Here is a 21639-nt window from a genome sequence, read left to right as displayed (position 1 = left end):
GGTATAGTGATGTGGAAAATAACACTCTTAACGTTACTGATTTGCTTGATTGCAGCGGCCGTAATACGATGGCATATCGTATCAAATCGTACGGCTCAGCTTGTTACAATCGCTTCGTTCCCTTCTAACCATTTGGAGAAAGAACGAGATTTATACGTGTATACGCCGCCAGGCTATAAGTTTAAGTTCTGGCAGCGCTATCCGGTTCTCTATATGCAAGATGGGCAGAATTTATTCACCGAGACGCATGGGGGAAGCAGTACGAAATGGGGACTTAAACAGTCTCTTGATCGACTCATTGCAGAAGGCAAACTCGAGCCGATCATCGTTGTCGGTATTTCAAATACTAGCGACCGGCTTAATGAGTATGCTCCCACTCACATCGAACGTCCCGGACTTAGCGCAGGCGGAAAGGCAGATGCGTATATTAATTTTATCATTAAGGAATGCAAGCCTTATATCGATGGTCACTATCGAACGAAGCCTAATGCTGAGCATACCGGTGTTGTCGGTTCCTCGCTTGGAGGACTTGTTTCTTTCTACGCTGGATGGAATCATCCGGAGACGTTCTCGCGAATCGGTGCAGTCTCTCCTTCTTTCTGGTGGGATGACAAATATATGGAGCGCATCGTACGTCAATCCTCTGATAAGAAGCCGCTGCGAATGTGGATCGACATTGGAACAGCTGAGGAGACGAGCGACCGCGACAATGATGGAATCATTGATGCGGTAGATGATGCACGGAGTATGATCCAAGCTCTTCAGGAAAAAGGCTATAAACCAGGTAGCGATTTCCGTTATTATGAAGAGCAAGGCGGAGTGCACAATGAATCTGCTTGGGCAGGACGAATCGATGACATTCTGCTCGGGCTTTACGGCAAAGAACATCATCCGCGCCCAGTTAAGCTAGAGGTTAAGGGTTGGGACAAAATTCCGGCGAATTATCCAAATCCGATCGTTGTCTTCCCTACTCTAACCTACGACAATGGGTTACATAGTACGCCGCTCGCTGTAACTTATCGAAGCAGTGATGAACACATATTAAAGGCAAGTTCTGACGGACGACTGTCACCCGTTGGCAAAGGAACAGTGACGTTAACGATTGAAGCGGACGGCATCGTTTTAGATAAACCGATTACGGTGAAGTGATCTTGGCAGGGTGAGACTTTAGGAATGGATGGGAAGGGGAAAATCATGAGTACATTTCAATCTACGACTTACAAACCGCTTATTGGGATTACAAGCACATTAGTATCGATTAGACCTGGTACGGCTGGGAGCTATGTCGCTGATGGTTATTTTGAAGGTTTGGCGCGCTATGGGGCCATTCCAGTTGTTATTCCTCTCATGTCAGATGAGGAGGTTGTTAAAGAACTAATTGAACGGGTGGATGGTGTTCTATTTAGCGGTGGTGAAGACATTGGTCCTCACTTGTACGGTGAAATGCCGCATCCGAAGCTTGGCGAAGTGATGCCGAAGCGTGACAGACTTGAGATGGCTGCGATCCGTCATGCACTTTCTCTCGGCAAGCCGGTTCTCGGCATATGCCGCGGTGTCCAAGTGTTGAATGTGGCTATGGGGGGCACGCTAGTGCAGGACCTTCCTTCACAAGAGCCTGGTTCAGGTCAGCACATGCAAAAGGCGCCTCGCCCAGAGCCAACTCATTATGTTGACATACAGCCAAACACTCAGCTGCATGAAATATTCCAGAAAGAACGAGTGTTTACAAATAGCTTTCATCATCAGGCGGTTAAGAGCGTTGCTCCTGGCTTTACGGCCAGCGCATTTGCTCAAGATGGTGTCATTGAAGCCATAGAATCTCGAGATTATCGCTTTGCCGTCGGTGTACAGTGGCATCCCGAAAATATGTGGTTAGAGGACGCTGACATGGCCAAACTATGCGAAGCATTTATCAAGGCGGCGCGTCAGAAGTAAGCGTATTTGAAATCATCAAAAATCGGCTAAATCAAGGGTGAAATTTGATCTAGCCGATTTTTTATTAACTCTAAATAGTTATAACACTCATTCTTTCCCGCAAATACCATAGAAGAATACATGCATCAGCTCATCAAAGAATCCCTTTGGATCCCCGCTTTGTTCGGCTGCATCATACAGCTCTTTTGCTTGGCTCATGTATAAACCAATATACGTGAAAATCGTTTGGATAGACACTCTAGGTGAAATTTCACCGGCTTCTTTTCCATCGTTTATTAATTGAATGAAGAGTGGGATCGCTCTCTTATTTTTCTGATCTTCAACGTATTGATATATTTCTAGGTCGTCTAACACTAACTCTTTGATAATGTGGGGTGATAATGTTTGATAAGACTGTTGTTCTTGCAAGATCATGAACTGTATTTTTTCTTTAAATGAATGATCCCCTCTCATATATTCCTCAAATTGCTGAATGGAGCGATCTACATAGTCCTTTAGTACTTCCCGCAATAATGCTTCTTTACTTCCGAAATAATTATATATGGTGACTTGCGATACGTTTGCAAGCTTTGCAATATCAGCGATCCGAATTTTTTTAGGCTCCCACGTTCTTAACATATCTAATGTGGTCTTCATAATTTTCTGCTTGATGAGCTTCGCTCTCTTCTCAAAACCATTCATATTTGTCACCCCAACTCACTATAATGATGCGTAGATATTAATGAAATTATAACATATAAATATTTCATAATTCTATTGACTTCGGAGTTTCTCAAGCGTACTATAATCATGAAATATTTAATCGATTAAATTTCATAATTTCACCTTTGGAGGTGCAAGGATGTTAACGGTTGAGCATTTAACGAAAAAGTTTTCGAATGGAAAAGGAATTGAGGATGTTTCATTTTCAGTAAATAAAGGGGAAGTGTTCGGGTTTTTAGGACCAAACGGAGCGGGAAAATCGACGACAATTCGGCATATTATGGGGTTTATGAAGCCAGATAAGGGCTTCGTGAAAGTACATGGATTAGATACCTGGAAGGAGCAGGGTGTCGTTCAGAAATATATCGGGTATTTGCCTGGCGAAATTTCTTTTATTGAAGGGATGACAGGTAAAGCCTTTCTTGATTTTATGGCTGAAATGCAAGGAGTTAAGGATACATCGAAGCGCCAAAATCTAATTGACCGCCTTCAGTTCGATGTGAATACCCCGATCAGAAAAATGTCTAAAGGGATGAAACAAAAGGTAGGCATTGTGGCTGCATTTATGCATAGTCCGGAAGTGATTATACTGGATGAGCCAACGTCAGGCCTCGATCCGCTGATGCAAAAGGTGTTCATTGAAATTGTGCTCGAAGAAAAGGCGAAAGGGACAACATTTCTAATGTCGTCACACAGCTTTCCTGAAATTGAACGAACTTGCGACCGAGCTGCCATTATTAAAGACGGTAAAATCATTACGGTGAAGGATATTCACGAACTGCAGTCGATGCAGCGCAAACTTTTCGAGGTTACTTTTGACAATAGTTCAGATGCCGAATCCTTTGCTAATTCAGGTTTACATATTGAATCGCGTGAAGGAAACCGAGTCAGAGTTGCTATTCAGGGCAATTACAATAAGTTCGCTGAGGAGACGGCGAAGTATAATATTCGAAATATTGATGTGTATACACAAAATTTAGAGAATATATTCATGAATTATTACGATAGAAAGGGGACCGTGCAATGAATATTCCATTATTTAAACAAATGATGAAAGTGAATATGAAGTCTGTGATGAACTATGCATTTGGGTCGGCTTTCTATATTCTTCTTATGTTCGGACTGTATCCCAGCATTGCTCAAAATTCAGATTCTATCAACGATCTCTTACAATCGATGCCAGAAGGCATGGGTAGAGTGTTTGGGGTGGAAGGCGGTTTGGGAAATATAGAGTCTTTCATATCCGGAGAATACTACGGATTAATATTAATTCTTATCCTTTCGATTTTCTGTGTTCTATTATCGACGAAGCTCATAGCTAAATTGGTTGACCAAGGTTCTATGGCTTATTTATTGTCTACACCGACCACAAGAGGAAAGGTTGCAATCACTCAAGCGATCGTATTAGTTACTGGACTGTTTCTTATTATGGCCGTGACGACCATTTCCGGATTCGTCGGTTACGCATGGTTCATTAAAGATGGCAGCGGGTTTGATCCTTCCAGATTCATTGAACTGAATTTGGCTGCATTTCTGCTTTTCTTTGCCGTCAGCGGCATTTCATTTTTGGTATCTTCAATCTCGAATGATGAGAAAAGAGCACTCGGTACGTCCGGAGCGATTACGTTTATTTTCTTCAGTTTAGATCTACTTGGAAAGCTTAGCGACAAAATTGCATGGATGAGAAACCTTTCTATATTCTCCCTTTATAGACCGAGCGAGATCGCCATTGGTGATGGTAACCTGGTGAGAGCGTCATTCATTTTGTTAGTGATCGGACTCGTTTCCTTTGGGATCGGTATTCAAGTATTTAGAAAACGTGATTTGCCGCTGTAATAAAAAGAACTAACACCCCCGACCAAGTGAGGTCGGGGTTTGTTGTTTCCTTCAACGAATCAGTTTGCGTCCTTTTATCAGCTGACATAGAGGCTCTTCTCTGTGACAGCTGTTCTTTTTTGTTGGATTGGCGGCTCGTTATTACACCGCATATACTAATCATATTTTAAGAGCTTTAATAATACGTATTTAAGAGGTCGTATTTTACATATGGTAATAGGTTAAGAGAAATGAAAGGGGGGCTGGCTCTGATCGAGTTCATTGATGTGAATAAGCATTATGGCAACTTCCATGTGCTGAGGGATATCAACTTGAAGATTGAGGAAGGCGAGGTTGTCGTTATTATCGGCCCTTCTGGATCGGGCAAAAGCACACTGCTGCGCTGTATAAACCGACTGGAGGCGATCTCGAGCGGAGAATTAATTGTAAACGGAACGCTGCTTCATACGAAAAAGGTAGATATTAACCAATTTCGCCGAGATATCGGAATGGTGTTCCAACAGTTTAATTTGTACCCTCATAAGAAAGTGATCGACAACATTGTTTTGGCGCCGACTAGGGTACTTGGTCTCTCGAAAGAAGAAGCGACGAAGACGGCGATGAGGTACTTGAAGCGTGTAGGCATTGCTGATAAAGCAGACAGTTATCCCGCGCAGTTGTCTGGTGGCCAACAGCAGCGGGTGGCCATCGCGCGCAGTTTGACGATGAACCCTAAAATTATGCTGTTTGACGAGCCTACTTCAGCGCTCGATCCAGAAATGATCGGTGAAGTGCTTGACGTCATGAGGTCGCTTACCCATGAAGGAATGACGATGGTCATTGTGACTCACGAGATGGGGTTTGCCCGTGAAGTGGCGGACCGGGTCGTCTTCATGGATGAAGGGCAAATATTAGAGGTAGCTCCGTCATCTAAGTTTTTTGCCAAACCTCAGGAAGACCGGGCTAAGACGTTTCTCAGCCGTTTAATTCATCATTAAGATATCATGTGAACCGAAAGGGGCAAAAGAAATGAAAAAGGTATTTATGAATAAGGCGCTTAGGTGGAATGCGGTAGTTTTGCTGCTAGCGATGCTGTTATTTGCAGCAGGATGCGGGGCAGATAAGAAGGCGGAAGGTACAGATGCTTCGAAAGCGAGCAGCGGGGGGGATACGACAGCTCAAAGCACTCTTGATGCGATTAAAGCTCGCGGCAAGCTCATCGCAGGCGTGAAGTACGATACGAAGCTGTTCGGTCTGAAAGACCCGGCGTCTGGCAAGGTTGAAGGTTTTGATATTGACATCGCCAAAGCATTAGCCAAAAAAATCCTCGGTGATGAAAATAAACTGGAGCTTAAAGAGGTTACGTCTAAAACACGTATTCCGATGCTCCAGAACGGAGACATCGACATCATCATCGCGACGATGACGATTACAGATGAGCGCAAGCAGCAGGTTGATTTCAGCGATGTCTATTTCAACGCGGGCCAATCTCTTCTTGTGAAGAAAGGCAGTCCAATAACGGGACTTGACAGCATTGTCAAAGGCACGAAAGTGCTCACCGTTAAAGGCTCTACTTCGGCTAAAAATATTAGGGAAAAGGCGCCAGATGCTACGGTACTTGAATTTGAAAATTATCAAGATGCTTTTACTGCGCTGAAAGCAGGCCAAGGTGATGCTTTGACGACGGACAACGCGATTCTGTTTGGCATGCAGAAGCAAGATCCGAATTATGAGATTGTCGGCGGCACATTTACCGAGGAGCCTTACGGCATGGCTATTCGCAAAGGAGATGCAGCCTTTGTGAAGACCGTCAATGATTTGCTGAAAGAGATGAAAGACAGCGGTGAATACGACAAGCTCTATGAAGAGTGGATGGGACAAAAACCAGAGAAATAACTGAATAAATCTTGAAAGGCGAAAAGCGGGGGAACGGCAGCTATGGAGAAATTTAATGTTCACGTCGTGATCAATAACTGGGACCGCTACTGGGAAGGTTTTATCAATACGATACAGGTAAGTCTAATGGCTCTTGTCGGCTGCTTCATTCTCGGTACGATCATTGCCATTTTCCGAATATCACCAGTAAGACCGCTGAATTGGATTGGGACGGTATATGTCGAGTTTATTCGTAACATTCCGCTGCTGCTTGTCGTGTTCTTTTTCTATCTTGGACCCGCATCTTTAGGTGTTCCGCTGGATGGATTCGTATCCGGTACGCTCGGACTTATTGTATATACGGCTTCCTTTATTGCCGAAGCGATCCGTGCAGGCATTCAGTCCGTCCCTCGCGGACAATCTGAAGCCGCACGTTCTTCGGGCCTGTCCTACGTTCAAACGATGCTGTATGTGATCTTGCCCCAAGCGATTAAAATTGTACTTCCAGCCGTAGGCAATCAGTTCATTAACCTGGTTAAAAATTCTTCGATTTTAGCCGTCGTGGCAGGAATGGATTTAATGTATTTTGCCGATTTAATTAACTCGGATACGTTCTTACCGGTAACAGTGTATACGTTTGTAGCGCTTTTTTACTTAGTGCTGACGGTTCCGCTTAGTTTTGCAGTTCATTATATGGAACGCCGCTTTGCGAAGAGTTCATAAAGTTTGCTAAAGAGGAGGGACACTGTTATGAATTTTATTGGAGCTTATTCTTTGACTAACTTAAAGTTCATCCTGCAGGGTTTCCTCATTACGCTGGAAGTTGCCTTTGTTTCTATTATTTTCAGCTTTATCTTGGGAACCGTCCTAGGAACGATACGATATACTAGGTTTCCTGCCTTAGCTAAGGTAACGGCCATTATCATTGATACCATTCGCAATTTGCCGCTGTTGCTTATTATCTTTTTTATTAAAATTGCACTTCCCCAGTTAGGGATCAACATGACGGCGTTCTGGGCTACTGCTACGGGACTAACCATTTTCGAAGGTGCTATGATTGCAGAAATCGTCCGCAGCGGATTGAATTCCATTGACAAAGGTCAAATTGAGGCTTCTCGTTCGTCTGGGCTAAGTTACATGCAGACGTTAAGACATATCGTGATGCCGCAGGCACTGCGCCGAATGTCGCCGCCACTTGTGAGCCAGTTCATCTCACTGCTCAAGGACACGTCGCTTGCGATCATTATTTCTTTACCGGAGCTGATGCATAATGTGCAAATATTAAGCGGTCATCAATTCGATTACGCGATTCCGGCACTCCTGCTTGCCGCAGCGCTGTATTTTATCGTCAATTACATGCTCTCGCTCATCGCCCGCAGATTGGAAGCTAGAACTTATTAATTTGAAACAGGTACGGATAGTAAAAAAAAGCCGTAAGCCAGACCCTGATGAAGGAAACTGGTTTGCGGCTTTATTTTTATACGAATATAAGAGCAATATTTCGAAATGCATCTTAATCTAAATTATGTTACAACCAAGTAAGGGACATATATTGAATTTAATAACGGCAAGGGGATTACGATATGAAACTTAAAGACTTCATTACTTTGTTTAGTTTAGCGGCATTATGGGGAGCGTCCTTTCTATTTATTAAGATCGCATCTCCTGTCCTGGGTCCTGTTCTGACCATTGAAGCTCGTGTCATCATTGCGGGAGTGGTTCTGCTCATTTATCTTGTGGCTACACACAAGAAGCTGGACCTTAAGAGCAGGTGGAAACAATATCTCATTCTTGGCATTTTCAATGCAGCCATACCGTTCACATTTATCGCGATGGCAGCTCTTTATTTAAATGCCTCGTTATCTGCCATTCTGAATTCATTAACTCCTCTGTTTACAGCGCTTGTCGCTTGGGGATGGATGAAAGAGAAGATGACGCTTAAGAAAATTTTCGGATTCCTGATGGGGATCATCGGTGTCCTCATTCTTGTCGGATGGAGTCCAATTTCTTTTACAAGTGAAGTAATCATATCTGTTATATTGTCTATCTTAGCTACCGTATCCTATGGCTTCGCCGGGGTATATTCGAAAAAAGCATTCGAGGGAGTCTCTCCGCTTTCTTTGGCAACAGGACAGCAGCTTGGAGCGGCAGTCGCACTGCTTCCATTTACTTTATTTCATTTGCCGAGGTCTTTGGTTTCCGTTTCGCCGATCGTAATTTTTTCGGTAATTGGACTAGCGATTTTCTGTACATCGATTGCATATTTGCTGTACTTCTACTTAATATCCAGCATCGGACCCACTCCGACACTTACTGTGACCTTATTGGTGCCGCTGTTTGGGATGATCTGGGGCAGTGTGTTTTTGAATGAACATATTTCCATAAGTATGATTATTGGTCTTTTGACCATACTAAGCAGTGTCCTTCTTATATCGAATATTCAGGTGCCCTCTTCGCGTAGGATGGGAAAAAACGTGGCAAAAAGGATGAGGTAATTCTCTCCTTTCCTTCCACTTTTCAATGATTTGCTATCTAAGCTGAAATATGTTATTATTGGTTTAACAAATCGTGACCTGAATTCACATATTGTAGAGGGTTGTTGTTTTGGCACAATAACCTTGTGCAATATGTGAATTTTTTTATTTCATGAAATAAAGAAGGTCATGTATATCTTATTTTGGAGGTAATCTCATGCAAACAGGTACAGTAAAATGGTTTAACGCAGAAAAAGGTTTCGGCTTCATCGAAGTTGAAGGCGGAAGCGACGTATTCGTGCATTTCAGCGCGATCACTGGCGACGGCTTCAAAACTCTTGAAGAAGGCCAACGCGTTGAATTCAATGTGGTACAAGGCAACCGCGGACCACAAGCTGAAAACGTAGTTAAATTGTAATTCACAAAAAGATGCCCTTAACGTATAGTTAGGGGCATTTTTTTGTTAGACAGTTAGATATATTAAGCAAGGAGGGGCATTCATGTATTTACGGAAAAAATCGTTTGAAGAAATTCCACAAGAAAACACGGCAATCTGGTCATGTACGGTAGAAGGTTGTAACGGATGGATTAGGGATGACTTTGCGTTTGAGGCGGAGCCGACTTGTGGCCTGTGTAATTCTCCGATGGTAAGGGATATGAAGCAGCTCCCCGTGCTTGTCAATTCGAATCCTAATCAGAAAACGCTCAAAAAGGGTGTACAAATAGAAAATAAGTAATCTTAAGTGAGAACTGCTAGCAGAAGAGAATCGTTTCTGCGAAGGCTGTTCTTTTTTTTATATTGATTGGATGAAAATAAGAGTTTATTCTAAAATTGAGAAACATTTTATCATTTTACATAAAAAGGTTTATATTGCTGGTTAGCGGGAGGAATACGTCTGGAACAGCTCACGCTTATATTGTTCGAACGTATGGGGATGCTGCTAATTGTTATGTTTATATTGACCCGGATCTCTCTTTTCCGCAACATACTTGATCGAGATATGAATATACTGACAGGAAGTATGTTTGCGGTATTATTTGGGCTGATCGGTATTGCAGGTACATATGCGGGTGTCGTAGTAAGTCCGCAGGAGACTGGGTCGGCGTTCTGGATTATATCTCTTGGCCCTAATGAAATTATGGCTCATTCTGCACTCATCGGCGTCGTTATCGCAGGATTGCTTGGAGGGGCTTACGTTGGTGCGGGAGCGGGAATATTGACGGGTTACCACGCTTATTTGATTGGAGGTATTGCGGGTGCGTCCTATGCGGTATCCACTCCTGTAATTGGACTTCTCGCCGGGCTCATTGCTCGTTTCTTTTATGAAGAAAGGGTCATTTCTTCTATTAAAGCGATGTTCATTGGCGTGTTTGCTCCGATTCTGCAGGTCGGAATTGTACTTATTTTTACGACTTCTTCAGACACCGCAATAACGCTCGTCAATCGTATAGGCGTCCCTATGGTGATAACAAACAGCGTAGGCATTGCGATCTTCGTCGCGATGATCCGCGTAGCTTTGAAGGAGGAAGATCGGGCAGCTGCGCTTGAGACTGGGCGGGCTTTCCACATTGCAGAGATGGTACTGCCGCATCTTAAACAAGGTCTCACTTACGTAACAGCCGAAGCAACTGCCTCGATTCTAATGAATGAATTGCAGGCTGACGCGGTGGCCGTAACGGATACAGAGCGGATTCTGGCTCATGTTGGCATCGGCACATCTCGGCACTTGCCTGGGGAATTGATCGTAACGGAATTGTCTAGGCTAGCCATTGCTACTGGGAAAATTCAAGTTGTCCTGCACCCCGATCACATTCAGCCGCATCATCCTGATCTGGCTGCAGCGATCATTATGCCATTCAACCAATCTGGTCAGACGGCGGGGCTTATCAATTTATATTTTCGCAGTCCGAAACAGATTCACAAGGTAGTAGTGGAGTTTGCCCAAGGCTTCAGCAAGCTGATCTCGAGTCAGTTAACGAGCGCGCGCTCTGAGAAATTGGAAGCGCTTATGAAGGATGCAGAGCTAAGGGCGCTGCAAGCACAAATTAACCCGCATTTTTTGTTCAACACTTTAAATTCCATAATTACACTTATTCGCATCGATCCAGACAGCGCGCGTCATGTCACTGTACAGCTGGGCCAGTTCATGAGAATGAGCCTCAAGATGACGCAGTCGCCGCTTATCCCGCTTTATCAGGAAGTAGAGCATTTAAATACATATCTAGAGATCATTCGAACCAGGTTCGCTGATCAGCTCAAGGTAGAATGTGTACTGGCACCGAGTTTGGAAATGGTTCTTATTCCGCCTTCAACACTTCAACCGCTTGTGGAGAACAGCATCCAGCATGGCCTTAGGAAGAAGGCAAGCGGAGGCTGGATACGCATTGAACTTAAGCGGGAAGGGAAGATGGTCAAGATCATCGTAGAGGACAACGGTACCGGAATTCCGGAGAGCATCATAGACAAGCTGGGCACAGCCCCAATGAGGGGGAGCGAGAGTACAGGTCTTGGCGTTCATAATGTAAATCAGCGTCTAGTTAGTCTGCTCGGTTCGGAATGTTCGCTGAACTATCGAAATCGAGTGGAAGGCGGGACAAAAGTTACGTTTGCAATACCATGCCGGAAGGAAAGAAGGAGTACATCTGTATGATACTTCGAATTATGATTGCCGAAGATGAACGGCTGGCAAGGGAAGAACTCATTTATCTGCTCTCTAAAGAGCCAGATGTCGTATTGCTCCCGTCAGCTGCAAGCGGAATTGAGGCATTAGATCTAGCGGAGAAGCATCGACCAGATGCCATTTTTCTGGATATCGAAATGCCTGAGATGAACGGGATTCAGGCTGCTCACAGGCTTCATCAGATGGAACCAAAGCCGTCTATTGTATTTACGACAGCCTACGATCAATATGCTCTGGAGGCTTTTCAAGTAGAGGCCGTTGATTATCTTCTCAAGCCCTATGATGAAGAAAGGTTTAGACGGACTTTGGAGCGGATTAGGGCGAGGAAGGCAGAAAGCGGGAGTACTTTGGGTGCAGCCAAGCAGATGGAACCGCCACAGGTGCTCCCTTTCAAAAAAAATAAGCTGCTCGTTGAGGAAGGCGGCCGGATCATTGTCCTCGAGGCGGAACATTTTCTCTATGCGGTGAAGGAGGATAAGGTGACTCTTATTCATTTAACTGATGGCCGGTCTTATGCAACAAAGCAGACACTGCAAGAGCTGGAGGAGAAGCTTGGGACAGCATTCTTCCGTACCCATCGGAGCTACCTCGTGAATCTCGATTATATCCAAGAAATAGAGCCATGGTTCAACGGGGCTTACAACGCCATTCTCAGTGATATGAGTCGAACGAAAATACCAGTTTCCCGGATTGCGGGTAAAGATATGATCAAGCTATTAGAGGGGTAGATCATATACAATATTTTGAACAGTCCGCTCTGAACTGCACCCCAATTGTTAAACACAATCTAACAATTGGAGGTGCAGTTTTTTCATGAGTAAATTTACTGTTGAACATAAAATTGATGCAGTGGTTAGATACCAGAAGCAATTAGAGAGCGTGGATAAAATTGCTCGTTCAATCGGAGCGAATAAGGAAGTCGTACGTATGTGGATCAAACAATATGAATATCACGGATTAGCAGCTTTCGAAAAGTCCTATACTTCTTACACAACGCAGTTTAAAATGGATGTACTTAATTATATGAACGAAAATGGGGCGTCCCCAAACGAAGCTGCAGTAATCTTTAATATTTCATCTCCTGCATTGATTCGAAAATGGAGAATACAGCTGAGTACTTTCGGAATAGACGCACTCGTTTCGAAGGAAAAGGGGCGTCCACCGATGAAAAAAGAGCCAACGAAACAAGCAAAACAAACTTCCGTTGAAGGATCTGTCGAAACACTTGAAGCACGAATTAAACAACTTGAAATGGAGAATGAGTATTTAAAAAAGTTGAATGCCTTAGTTCAAAACAAGGAAAAATCACCAAGCAAGACAAAGCTCAAGTAGTCTATGAGTTAAGGCATAAATATCCGGTGAAAGTGCTCGTGAAGCTTGCTGGCATTCCACGTAGCACGTATTATGATCTTGTAAAGAAAATGAACCGACCAGATCTTGATGCCGATTTAAAGGCTGAAATCAAATCAATTTACGATGAACATGAGGGCCGCTATGGTTATCGTCGTATTCGTGATGAACTAGTGAATCGTGGGAAGAAAGTAAATCATAAGAAGGTTCAACGCATTATGAAAGAGCTTGGTTTAAAATGTCTTGTACGTATGAAAAAGTATAAATCGTATAAAGGTACAGTCGGTAAAATTGCGCCCAATCTTCTAGATCGTCAGTTCAAGGCGGAAGCACCGAATGAAAAATGGGTTACGGATATTACGGAGTTTAAATTATTCGGAGAAAAGCTGTATTTATCACCTGTGTTAGATTTATTTAACGGAGAAATTATTACATACACAATTGGCTCACGACCGACTTATTCACTTGTTTCAGAGATGTTGGCGAAGGCTTTAGAGCGCCTACCAGAAGACCACCAACTGCTCATGCATTCCGATCAGGGTTGGCACTATCAAATGAAGCAATATCGTCATGCGCTACAAGAAAGAAGCGTTCTACAAAGTATGTCTCGTAAAGGAAACTGTTATGATAATTCCGTGATGGAGAATTTCTTTGGTATTATGAAATCAGAGTTCCTCTACTTCAAAGAATTCGAAAGTGTAGAACACTTTAAACTAGAATTAGAAAAATATATAGGATACTATAATGCGAAACGGATTAAGGCAAAATTAAAAATGAGTCCGATACAATATCGAACTCATTTTGAGAAATCTGCCTGATGAAATAGCCGTGTCTAACTTTTAGGGGTCACTTCACTCAGGACTGTTTTTTTGTATTTGAGGATGGAAATTTGACGTTTTACACCTAAATTCATCCAAAGAAACAAAGACACGTTATAATATATTAAAGCGCTTACATTACTTGTCCAATCGGTTAAGCGCAATTCATAATGTGGAGGGATTTCTGTTGAGTAAGAAGCAATTAACGTACAGTGAAGTTGCCCGCTCAGAGCTTTTCCGCAAGTTGATCACGAAGAAGAAACGGTTTATCATTCCGATGACACTGTTCTTCTTGGCCTTTTATTTTACACTTCCGGTTCTAACGGCATACTCCGAAGTTCTTAATAAACCCGCGGTCGGTGCAATCAGTTGGGCATGGGTATTCGCCTCTACCCAATTTATTATGACATGGGTTCTATGCTCGATCTATTCCAGTAAATCAAAATCGTTCGACGCGCTTTGTGCAGAGATTAAAGCAGAGGTGCAAACGTCGGAAAGAAAGGCGGGATAATCGATGAATACAGCATTTCTCCTATTTCTTATCATTGTTCTTGGTACTCTCGTCATCACGTATTATGCTTCCAAACGTACAAAAACGACAAGCGAGTTTTATACCGCTAACGGAGGACTGACAGGCTGGCAGAACGGTCTGGCTATTGCTGGAGACTACATGTCTGCTGCATCCTTTTTAGGTATTGCGGGAATGATCGCGTTGTTTGGTTTTGACGGATTTTTCTACAGCATCGGATTCCTCGTCGCTTACTTGGTTGTACTGTATCTTGTGGCAGAACCGCTCCGTAATTTAGGAAAATATACGATGGCGGATATGATTGCTGCTCGTTTCGATAACAAGAAAATTCGCGGCGTTGCAGCGCTGAATTCGATTGTTATTTCCATTTTCTATATGATTGCACAGCTGGTTGGCGCAGGCGCACTTATTACTCTTCTTATTCCTAGTCTGGACTACACGGCTTCCGTCCTTATTGTCGGCGTTCTGATGACTGTATACGTTGTGTTCGGCGGCATGACAGCTACAAGCTGGGTACAAATTATTAAATGTATACTGCTTATAGCCGGTACGTTTATTATTTCGTTAATCGTATTTGCCAAATTTGATTTTAATGTCGGTCATATGTTTAACGAAATGCGGACTGCAACTCCGCTTAAGGAAGCATTCCTTAACCCTCGCAATAAATTCGCGAATGGGCTTGATACCATTTCGCTTAACCTTGCTCTAGTGCTAGGAACGGCTGGACTGCCTCACATTTTGATCCGGTTCTTTACCGTTAAAGACGCACCTACAGCTCGCAAGTCTGTAGTCGTCGCTACTTGGGTGATCGGACTGTTCTACGTGATGACACTGTTCCTTGGCTTTGGCGCAGCTGCTTTTGTAGGCAAAGATGCTATTGTGAAGGCGAACGCTGCCGGTAATATGGCCGCGCCTCTTCTTGCAAAAGCGCTTGGCGGAGATTTCCTGTTTGCCTTTATCTCAGCGGTTGCGTTCGCAACGATATTGGCGGTTGTCGCGGGTCTAGTGCTTTCTGCGGCTTCGGCATTCGCGCACGATTTCTACAGCCATATCGTTCGCAAAGGGAAAGCTACCGAGAAGGAGCAGGTGAGAATGGCGAAGTTAGCCTCCGTTGGTGTTGCAGTGATTTCGATCTTGCTCGCTCTATTCGCGCAAAAGATGAATGTCGCATTCTTGGTGGCGCTCGCATTTGCAGTAGCGGCTAGTGCGAACTTGCCTGTACTGGTGTTCACCGTATTCTGGAAACGGTTCAATACTTCTGGCGCGGTTACGGGTATGCTTCTCGGGTTGTTCAGCGCTCTTATCCTAGTTGCTGTTAGTCCTAACGTATGGAATCCAGAAGCCGGTAAAGCGATACTTGTAGGTACGCCTCTTATCAAACTGACCAATCCGGGTATTATATCCATTCCGCTAGGTTTCTTAGGGGCCTTTATTGGAACGTATTTCTCTTCGAAGCAAGACGATGCGAAGTTCGATGAAATATTAGTGAAGGCGAATACAGGTATTCGGGAGCTATCTTAGGATGATCTAAGCTAAGATTTAATTTAAAGCAGCTGCCGCAGAGCCCCTCTCTGCGGCAGCTGCTTTTGTATGATTACGGCAGGCAAAATGAACATTGAATATATGAATATAAAACGAGTATAATAAATTCGAAAACTTGAAAAATGTTAGTATCTATATAATTATTAGTAATCTTCAAAAATTTGAGGAGGTAATAAGATGAATAAAGCCGTAAAGCGGGGAATTCGCCGAGTATGGGATGTAACTCTCCAAAGACATTCAGCCAAACATACCGCAGGTCCCGTATTGCCGCCGGGGAACTGGGCTGAATTTGATCCTTTTTTGATGATGATGGAAGACAAGTTTGAACGCGGGGTATTTGACTTTCATCCTCATCGGGGAATGGAGACAGTTACATTTGTACTTGAAGGAACTCTAGAGCATCTGGATAATAAGGGAAATTCGGGTCTGTTAAAGCCTGGAGATTTACAGTGGATGACAGCAGGCAGAGGCATTATACACAGTGAACAACCTGTACCTGGAGATACCGTACATAGCCTGCAGCTATGGATTAACCTTCCGAGCGCTAAGAAAATGGTTGAGACCAGGTATCAAGATCTCCATGCAGAGGATATGCCGGTGCTCCGGGAGGAAGGGGCGCTGATTAGAGTCTTCTCTGGCTCATCTAATGGAGTAGCAGCGAACACGCTTAATCATGTGCCTGTCACGATCGTAGAAATCATTTTGGAACCGGGCGCTTCCATGACGCAAGATCTCCCAAGCAGTTATAACGGCTTTATTTATGTTGTAAATGGAGAAGGTTACTTCGGAGCAGAGGAGACGAAAGGCAAGAAGCAGCAAGTATTATGGCTTGGGTCCGCTTCGGAAGGGTCAGAAAGCGAAGTTACGATTCGTGCACAGCAGAAACTACATGCTTTTCTCGTTGCAGGCGAACCGATTGGCGAACCCGTAGTTCAACATGGGCCTTTTGTCATGAATACGATTGAAGAGATCAAGCAAGCATTTGACGATTACAATTCCGGTAATTTCGGTAAATAATATTTTCGCTTTACATCCGCTTTTTCGATTCAGATAAGACAGGGAGAGGAGAGGTGGAACAAAATGAAGTTGACCATTCGTAAAAAGCTATACGGAAGTTACGGTATTGGATTCACTGTCGTTGCGAGCTCAAGGTCTGCAAGAAAGAACAAGTAAGTTTATTGTGAATTAATCGGCTGGGCGAGTATCGAAGGCTGCGCTTTGGTATTCTCCATAAACAAAGGCATTGTCTCACGTAATTCTACGGAATGTACGCTGTGGCAATGTCTTTTTCATATGTAATGAGGTTATAAAAAATGAATCGTTAGCGAACGCTAGAGTCAAAAAGAGTATGGAGTAAAGGCATGAACGAGACAAAGCAGAAACGTAAGCTTTATGTGATGAACACGGGTATCTTAATTTTGAAAATGGCGGCAGTTTCTGGATTATCATGGGAACTCGCCGAACTTGCAGGCTCTAAGCATCCTTATTTAGCGCCCCTTACGGTTATTCTTTGCTTACAAACGACGGTGCAGCAATCCATTCAATTTTCCTACCAACGCACAATAGGTACGATTATTGGAGTAGTCATTGCGGCGATGCTCGCAAGTATCCTCCCAATTAATGGCTGGGCGTTAGCTTTTCTTTTCTTGATCGGTACATGTATTCCGGCTCTATTCAAGATGAGCGAAGTGATTATCCACCAGGTCGCATTAAGTCTCTTACTCGTATTTGCTCTTGAGCAGCAATCAGGGCATTATCCAATAGACCGTATACGAGATACAGTAATTGGAGCAGCGCTTGCCGTGCTCGTTCATATTTTTATTTTCCCCCCAGATTTCACGAAAGAGGCCAGGGATTCACTCGTACAGCTCACCGATAATTTATCGCAAAAATTCAGCAAGGCCGCCGATTGGATTAAGAGCGGATGTGAGCTAGGAGAAGGACGGAAGCTTATCCACGGGGTGCATACATTGCAAGAAGAGCTGTTTCAGTCCGGTAAGGACATGGAGAAAGGGTTCAAGAGCATCAAGTTCAACCCATATTCTAAGAAAAGCGCTGTTCTGTTAACGGCATATCGCGACTATCTTCACCATTTAAAGCATGCATCCGCATATATAGAGAAAGCTATAAAGATGATTGAAATCTGGTCTCGCACTGGGAACATGTCCGCGGAAGATCAGGCAATGTGGGCGAGTCAGCTGCAGTCCATTAGTTCGTACTGGAAAGATCGGAAGAATAAAATCTCTAATTTAGAGAAAAAAGTTAAGGAGCTGACAGACGGTACTGCTCGCAGTATTTTATATGATGATCCTGTTCTCTTACAGCCAAGTTTGCCTGCGGGTATGGAGGCGCATCAATACGCTGTTTCTTTATATACGGATACTGAAGAGCTGCTCAAAGAACTACATCATTGAATGAATAGATGAACAGAGCTACAATGATCTAACGTTACAGGAAGGAGAATGATGATGATGATTTCAATTGATCCTGCAAGCCAAACAGAACAGGACAACTATAAATTTTTGATAGGCAGTATTATTCCAAGACCGGTTGCCTTTGTAACTACGCTCTCGGAGTCTGGCGGGCGAAATATTTGAGATCGAACGGCCGAAATAAACATATCCTATCTCCTTTAGAAGAGGTTGTCCTAAGTCTGCAAAGACTGATGGGACTGCCTCTTTTCTTTTATTGAATGGCTCCCCAGATGGGTTCATATAATTTACTGAAGTCCGGTGTTAAGGGGGCGGAAGCGTGAGTCATATGGATCATCTGGAGGTCGTCGGCAAGAGTATCTTAAAGAAGGAGTCACCCGATAAGGCAACAGGAAGAGCCAAATACACCGGGGACTATACGGAATCTGGGCTGCTGCACGCAGCCATGGTGACAAGCTCCTATGCGCATGCAAATATTTTGAATATAGATACGTCTGCTGCTTGGCAGGTGAAGGGAGTCCGCACCATTTTAACAGGAGAAGATTCCCATGTGTTAACCGGCGAAGAGATCAGAGACAGACCGATTATCGCCAAGGATCGCGTAAGATTTTTCGGGGAGACCGTTGCGGTCGTTGTGGCGGACACCGAAGCGGCGGCAAAACAAGCTGCTTATTCTATGATCGTGCAGTATGAACCGTTACAGGTCGTGAACTCGCCTACGCAAGCGATACGGAAGGGAGCGCCTCTAGTTCATCCTAATTTAGGACAATATAAAGCGGCTGATGGCGTGAATCCGATTCCTGGCACCAATGTCGCGAGCTTGATTAAAATCCGAAAAGGGCAGATGGAGAAGGGTTGGAGCGATAGTGAAGTCGTTATTGAAAATACGGTTTCATTTGCCCCATCCGACCATGCGGCGATGGAGACGAGAAGCGCTGTCGCCGAAATTAGACCTGACGGACATATTGTCATAGAGACTTCCTCTCAAGCTCCTTTTGCGGTCAAAAAATATATGGGTCTATATTTCAATATCGAGCCTGGCTGGATTATCGTCAAGACACCGTTCGTTGGAGGAGGCTACGGCGGGAAAGCGGCCATTCAGCTTGAGCCGATCGCTTATTTAGCCTCGAAAGCGGTCGGCGGACGCAAAGTGAAAATCATCAATACCCGAGAGGAAGATATGGTCACTTCTCCAGGACATATTGGGCTTGAAGCGAGAGTGAAGCTCGGCAGCACTTCCAAAGGGGAAATTACGGCGGCTGAAATCATATATTGGTTCGACGGCGGAGCTTACAACGATAAGTCCAGCGACGTTGCAAGAGCAGCGGCAGCTGATTGCACAGGGCCCTACGCCATTAACAATTTGTACTGCGATTGTATGACCATATATACAAATCATCCGTATGCATCTGCCTACCGCGGCTACGGACATGCGGAGCTTACATTTGCGATCGAAAGAGCGATGGATGCGCTCGCTGAGAAGCTGGGCATGGATCCTTTGGAGCTTCGTACCATGAATATCGTTACTCCCGGTGATACGAGTCCGACGAGAAACATGCTGAATTCAAGCAATTTAGGTGATTTAAGAGAATGTATGAGGAGGCTCCGCAATTTAAGCGGGTGGGACGAGTGGAAGGTGAAGCAGGTTGATGCTAACAAGGTCAGATCCAAAGGTATAAGCTGCGGCTGGAAAAACTCGTCGATGGACCCGAACGCCAGCTCAGGGGCGATCGTTTCTTTCAATCCAGATGGCAGCTTGAACTTAGAGTGCGGCGTCGTCGAAATTGGCACAGGTACGAAGACGGTACTTGCACAAATATTGGCTGAAAGAATGAAGCTGGACCCAAGTCAAATCCATGTCAAATTTACGATAGATACAGCGATTACGCCTGAACATTGGAAGACCGTAGCAAGCCGAGGAACATTTATGGGCGGACGCGCGGTTTTGAAGGCGGCAGATGATGCGATTCGTCAGCTATTGGATATCGCAGGTTGTGTGCTGCGCGTAGATCCTGAAGATTTGGAGGTGGGATGGGGGAAGGTGTTTGTCAGATCTGATCCTGCCGTTCATGTCGATTTTAAAGATATTTGTTACGGCTATACTTATCCAAATGGGAATTCAATAGGCGGCCAAATTATCGGCAGGGGCCATTATATCCAAAGGCAGATGACTTACCTAAACCCTGAGACTGGAGAAGTTGGTCCGGAATGGAACGTAAGCGCGCAGGCTGTAGAAATTGAACTGGACATTTCGGATTACAATTACAAAATATTAAAGGCGATCTCTGTTATCGATGCCGGAAAAGTGCTGAATCCGAAAGGAGCGGAAGGTCAAGTTATGGGAGCGATGAGTATGGGGCTTAGCTTCGGGAATCGGGAAACGTTTATTTTTAACGATCAAGGAATCGTTCTCAATCCTACACTGCGTGATTATCCGCTCATTCGATACGGGGAAAACCCAGAATATATTGTGAAATTTATAGAAAATCCATGCTTAGAAGCACCTTTCGGGGCAAGGGCTCTGGGTGAGCACGGATTAATCGGCATGCCTGCTGCGCTCGCAAGTGCTCTATCAAGGGCAGCCGGAGTTCATCTTAATCATTTGCCGTTGTTTCCAGAGCGAATATGGAGAACGAAAATGAGGGTTCCATATGATACCGTTTAATTTTGAGTATTATGAGCCGTCTACGATTCAGGAAGCCGTTCATTTGTTCAAGGTTTTGGACGATCAAGGCAAACATCCGCTTTATTATTCCGGCGGAACAGAAATTATTACGCTAGGGAGAATAAATGAGATTTATACCGGCGCTGTCATTGACATTAAGAACATACCTGAATGCAGCACGCTTGCTATACATAATGAGAAGTTAATCCTCGGCTGCGCTTTAACTTTGTCGGAGCTTCACGATTCGGGGTTATTTCCGCTGCTTGGAGAGACAGGAGCGGGCGTTGCTGATCGGACTTCACGGAACAAAATTACACTTGGCGGAAATATATGCAGTCAAATTATTTATAGGGAAGCGGTACTGCCATTATTATTAACCGACAGTGAAGTGCGAATTGCGGGACCAGGAGGTATGCAGCAGGTTCCAATAAATCAAATATTTAATCAAAAGCTGCAGCTAAGGAAGGGAGAATTATTTGTCCAATCCATTACCGATACAAGCTACATTCATATGCCGTATACGGCGGTGAAGAAGAGAAAAGTGTCAGCAATTGATTACCCGCTTGTTACTATAGCTGCGATTCGAACGAATTCAATGATCCGGTTAGCCTTTAGCGGTGTTTGCTCATTTCCATTCCGTTCTCAAATGATCGAAGAAATAATAAACCGTCACCAAATACCACTTCAATCAAGAGTTGAGGAGGCAGTCAATCATCTGCCTGCACCGATATTAGACGACATCAAGGGTTCGGCAGCGTACCGGGAATTTGTCTTTAAGAACACCTTGTTTGACACGATACGTCTAGTTGGAGGCGGATAGT

General features: G+C 44.2%; 21 protein-coding genes and 1 pseudogene. 21 read left to right on the top strand and 1 reads right to left on the bottom strand.

The window, feature by feature from the left end; translation table 11 throughout:
- The first annotated feature begins 9 nt into the window (after window positions 1-9).
- Complete coding sequence (locus J2Z20_RS09420) at window positions 10-1149, top strand: alpha/beta hydrolase (protein ID WP_209848693.1); 1140 nt, start codon at window positions 10-12, stop codon at window positions 1147-1149.
- Window positions 1150-1194: 45 nt separating this feature from the next.
- Window positions 1195-1935: a gamma-glutamyl-gamma-aminobutyrate hydrolase family protein gene (locus tag J2Z20_RS09415; RefSeq protein ID WP_209848689.1), complete on the top strand. Its 741-nt coding sequence runs from the start codon at window positions 1195-1197 to the stop codon at window positions 1933-1935.
- A gap of 87 nt (window positions 1936-2022) precedes the next feature.
- Here J2Z20_RS09415 and J2Z20_RS09410 read toward each other — a convergent pair whose 3' ends face one another.
- Window positions 2023-2616 carry a TetR/AcrR family transcriptional regulator gene (locus J2Z20_RS09410; RefSeq protein ID WP_209848687.1) on the bottom strand — a complete coding sequence of 198 codons (594 nt, stop codon included), beginning with the start codon at window positions 2614-2616 and terminating at the stop codon, window positions 2023-2025.
- 160 nt (window positions 2617-2776) lie between these two features.
- Here J2Z20_RS09410 and J2Z20_RS09405 point away from each other — a divergent pair, with 160 nt between their 5' ends.
- The 19 genes and pseudogenes from J2Z20_RS09405 (at window position 2777) to J2Z20_RS09315 (ending at window position 21638) form a co-directional block, all read left to right on the top strand.
- Window positions 2777-3664 carry an ABC transporter ATP-binding protein gene (locus J2Z20_RS09405; RefSeq protein WP_209848675.1) on the top strand — a complete coding sequence of 296 codons (888 nt, stop codon included), beginning with the start codon at window positions 2777-2779 and terminating at the stop codon, window positions 3662-3664.
- Complete coding sequence (locus J2Z20_RS09400; protein ID WP_209848673.1) at window positions 3661-4473, top strand: ABC transporter permease subunit; 813 nt, start codon at window positions 3661-3663, stop codon at window positions 4471-4473. Before J2Z20_RS09405 ends, J2Z20_RS09400 begins: the two co-directional genes overlap by 4 nt.
- Window positions 4474-4703: 230 nt before the next feature.
- Window positions 4704-5450 (top strand): amino acid ABC transporter ATP-binding protein, encoded by a 747-nt coding sequence (locus J2Z20_RS09395; protein WP_280921750.1) that lies wholly within the window; start codon window positions 4704-4706, stop codon window positions 5448-5450.
- A 46-nt stretch (window positions 5451-5496) separates the two neighbouring features.
- Window positions 5497-6348 carry an ABC transporter substrate-binding protein gene (locus J2Z20_RS09390; protein ID WP_209848916.1) on the top strand — a complete coding sequence of 284 codons (852 nt, stop codon included), beginning with the start codon at window positions 5497-5499 and terminating at the stop codon, window positions 6346-6348.
- A gap of 42 nt (window positions 6349-6390) precedes the next feature.
- A complete protein-coding gene (locus J2Z20_RS09385) occupies window positions 6391-7050 on the top strand; it encodes an amino acid ABC transporter permease (protein ID WP_209848671.1) in 660 nt (219 codons plus the stop codon).
- A 27-nt stretch (window positions 7051-7077) separates the two neighbouring features.
- The gene (locus tag J2Z20_RS09380; RefSeq protein WP_209848669.1) at window positions 7078-7728 is read left to right on the top strand and encodes an amino acid ABC transporter permease; all 651 of its coding nucleotides are present in this window, start codon (window positions 7078-7080) and stop codon (window positions 7726-7728) included.
- A 182-nt stretch (window positions 7729-7910) separates the two neighbouring features.
- Complete coding sequence (locus tag J2Z20_RS09375) at window positions 7911-8822, top strand: DMT family transporter (protein WP_209848665.1); 912 nt, start codon at window positions 7911-7913, stop codon at window positions 8820-8822.
- A 196-nt stretch (window positions 8823-9018) separates the two neighbouring features.
- The gene (locus J2Z20_RS09370; protein WP_209848661.1) at window positions 9019-9219 is read left to right on the top strand and encodes a cold-shock protein; all 201 of its coding nucleotides are present in this window, start codon (window positions 9019-9021) and stop codon (window positions 9217-9219) included.
- An 82-nt stretch (window positions 9220-9301) separates the two neighbouring features.
- A complete protein-coding gene (locus J2Z20_RS09365; protein WP_209848657.1) occupies window positions 9302-9538 on the top strand; it encodes a cold-shock protein in 237 nt (78 codons plus the stop codon).
- Between the two features lie 213 nt (window positions 9539-9751).
- Window positions 9752-11452, top strand: coding sequence for a LytS/YhcK type 5TM receptor domain-containing protein (locus J2Z20_RS09360; protein WP_245252172.1), 1701 nt, complete (start codon window positions 9752-9754; stop codon window positions 11450-11452).
- Entirely contained in the window at window positions 11449-12210 is a 762-nt protein-coding gene (locus tag J2Z20_RS09355) for a LytR/AlgR family response regulator transcription factor (protein ID WP_209848653.1), read from the top strand. Before J2Z20_RS09360 ends, J2Z20_RS09355 begins: the two co-directional genes overlap by 4 nt.
- Window positions 12211-12295: 85 nt before the next feature.
- Window positions 12296-13650, top strand: a protein-coding gene (locus J2Z20_RS09350; RefSeq protein ID WP_209848650.1) for an IS3 family transposase whose coding sequence is annotated in 2 segments (ribosomal slippage) — window positions 12296-12749 and window positions 12749-13650 — 1356 coding nt in all. Because the reading frame shifts where the segments join, the coding sequence is not laid out codon by codon here.
- A 187-nt stretch (window positions 13651-13837) separates the two neighbouring features.
- The gene (locus J2Z20_RS09345) at window positions 13838-14161 is read left to right on the top strand and encodes a DUF485 domain-containing protein (protein WP_209848647.1); all 324 of its coding nucleotides are present in this window, start codon (window positions 13838-13840) and stop codon (window positions 14159-14161) included.
- A 3-nt stretch (window positions 14162-14164) separates the two neighbouring features.
- Window positions 14165-15700 carry a solute symporter family protein gene (locus tag J2Z20_RS09340; RefSeq protein WP_209848645.1) on the top strand — a complete coding sequence of 512 codons (1536 nt, stop codon included), beginning with the start codon at window positions 14165-14167 and terminating at the stop codon, window positions 15698-15700.
- 198 nt (window positions 15701-15898) lie between these two features.
- The gene (locus J2Z20_RS09335; protein ID WP_209848642.1) at window positions 15899-16738 is read left to right on the top strand and encodes a pirin family protein; all 840 of its coding nucleotides are present in this window, start codon (window positions 15899-15901) and stop codon (window positions 16736-16738) included.
- 344 nt (window positions 16739-17082) lie between these two features.
- On the top strand, window positions 17083-18135 hold the full coding sequence (locus tag J2Z20_RS09330; protein ID WP_209848632.1) for an FUSC family protein: 1053 nt from the start codon (window positions 17083-17085) through the stop codon (window positions 18133-18135).
- A 57-nt stretch (window positions 18136-18192) separates the two neighbouring features.
- Window positions 18193-18312, top strand: a pseudogene (locus J2Z20_RS09325) (flavin reductase family protein); the annotation flags it as partial.
- Window positions 18313-18481: 169 nt separating this feature from the next.
- On the top strand, window positions 18482-20818 hold the full coding sequence (locus tag J2Z20_RS09320; protein ID WP_245252201.1) for a xanthine dehydrogenase family protein molybdopterin-binding subunit: 2337 nt from the start codon (window positions 18482-18484) through the stop codon (window positions 20816-20818).
- Entirely contained in the window at window positions 20805-21638 is an 834-nt protein-coding gene (locus tag J2Z20_RS09315) for an FAD binding domain-containing protein (protein WP_209848629.1), read from the top strand. Before J2Z20_RS09320 ends, J2Z20_RS09315 begins: the two co-directional genes overlap by 14 nt.
- Window position 21639 lies beyond the last annotated feature (1 nt).

Source organism: Paenibacillus sediminis (genome assembly GCF_017873765.1).
Classification (GTDB): Bacteria; Bacillota; Bacilli; order Paenibacillales; family Paenibacillaceae; genus Paenibacillus_AG; species Paenibacillus_AG sediminis.
This window is presented reverse-complemented; position numbering and strand designations above follow the sequence as displayed.

What these genes read in the sequence shown, in the direction of transcription:
- J2Z20_RS09315 (WP_209848629.1), top strand. Translation starts at nt 20,805, where the DNA reads ATGATACCGTTTAATTTTGAGTATTATGAGCCGTCTACGATTCAGGAA.
- J2Z20_RS09335 (WP_209848642.1), top strand. Translation starts at nt 15,899, where the DNA reads ATGAATAAAGCCGTAAAGCGGGGAATTCGCCGAGTATGGGATGTAACT.
- J2Z20_RS09355 (WP_209848653.1), top strand. Translation starts at nt 11,449, where the DNA reads ATGATACTTCGAATTATGATTGCCGAAGATGAACGGCTGGCAAGGGAA.
- J2Z20_RS09390 (WP_209848916.1), top strand. Translation starts at nt 5,497, where the DNA reads ATGAATAAGGCGCTTAGGTGGAATGCGGTAGTTTTGCTGCTAGCGATG.
- J2Z20_RS09410 (WP_209848687.1), bottom strand. Translation starts at nt 2,616, where the DNA reads ATGAATGGTTTTGAGAAGAGAGCGAAGCTCATCAAGCAGAAAATTATG.
- J2Z20_RS09365 (WP_209848657.1), top strand. Translation starts at nt 9,302, where the DNA reads ATGTATTTACGGAAAAAATCGTTTGAAGAAATTCCACAAGAAAACACG.
- J2Z20_RS09395 (WP_280921750.1), top strand. Translation starts at nt 4,704, where the DNA reads ATGAAAGGGGGGCTGGCTCTGATCGAGTTCATTGATGTGAATAAGCAT.
- J2Z20_RS09370 (WP_209848661.1), top strand. Translation starts at nt 9,019, where the DNA reads ATGCAAACAGGTACAGTAAAATGGTTTAACGCAGAAAAAGGTTTCGGC.
- J2Z20_RS09420 (WP_209848693.1), top strand. Translation starts at nt 10, where the DNA reads ATGTGGAAAATAACACTCTTAACGTTACTGATTTGCTTGATTGCAGCG.
- J2Z20_RS09375 (WP_209848665.1), top strand. Translation starts at nt 7,911, where the DNA reads ATGAAACTTAAAGACTTCATTACTTTGTTTAGTTTAGCGGCATTATGG.
- J2Z20_RS09385 (WP_209848671.1), top strand. Translation starts at nt 6,391, where the DNA reads ATGGAGAAATTTAATGTTCACGTCGTGATCAATAACTGGGACCGCTAC.
- J2Z20_RS09400 (WP_209848673.1), top strand. Translation starts at nt 3,661, where the DNA reads ATGAATATTCCATTATTTAAACAAATGATGAAAGTGAATATGAAGTCT.
- J2Z20_RS09415 (WP_209848689.1), top strand. Translation starts at nt 1,195, where the DNA reads ATGAGTACATTTCAATCTACGACTTACAAACCGCTTATTGGGATTACA.
- J2Z20_RS09330 (WP_209848632.1), top strand. Translation starts at nt 17,083, where the DNA reads ATGAACGAGACAAAGCAGAAACGTAAGCTTTATGTGATGAACACGGGT.
- J2Z20_RS09340 (WP_209848645.1), top strand. Translation starts at nt 14,165, where the DNA reads ATGAATACAGCATTTCTCCTATTTCTTATCATTGTTCTTGGTACTCTC.
- J2Z20_RS09405 (WP_209848675.1), top strand. Translation starts at nt 2,777, where the DNA reads ATGTTAACGGTTGAGCATTTAACGAAAAAGTTTTCGAATGGAAAAGGA.
- J2Z20_RS09360 (WP_245252172.1), top strand. Translation starts at nt 9,752, where the DNA reads ATGTTTATATTGACCCGGATCTCTCTTTTCCGCAACATACTTGATCGA.
- J2Z20_RS09380 (WP_209848669.1), top strand. Translation starts at nt 7,078, where the DNA reads ATGAATTTTATTGGAGCTTATTCTTTGACTAACTTAAAGTTCATCCTG.
- J2Z20_RS09320 (WP_245252201.1), top strand. Translation starts at nt 18,482, where the DNA reads ATGGATCATCTGGAGGTCGTCGGCAAGAGTATCTTAAAGAAGGAGTCA.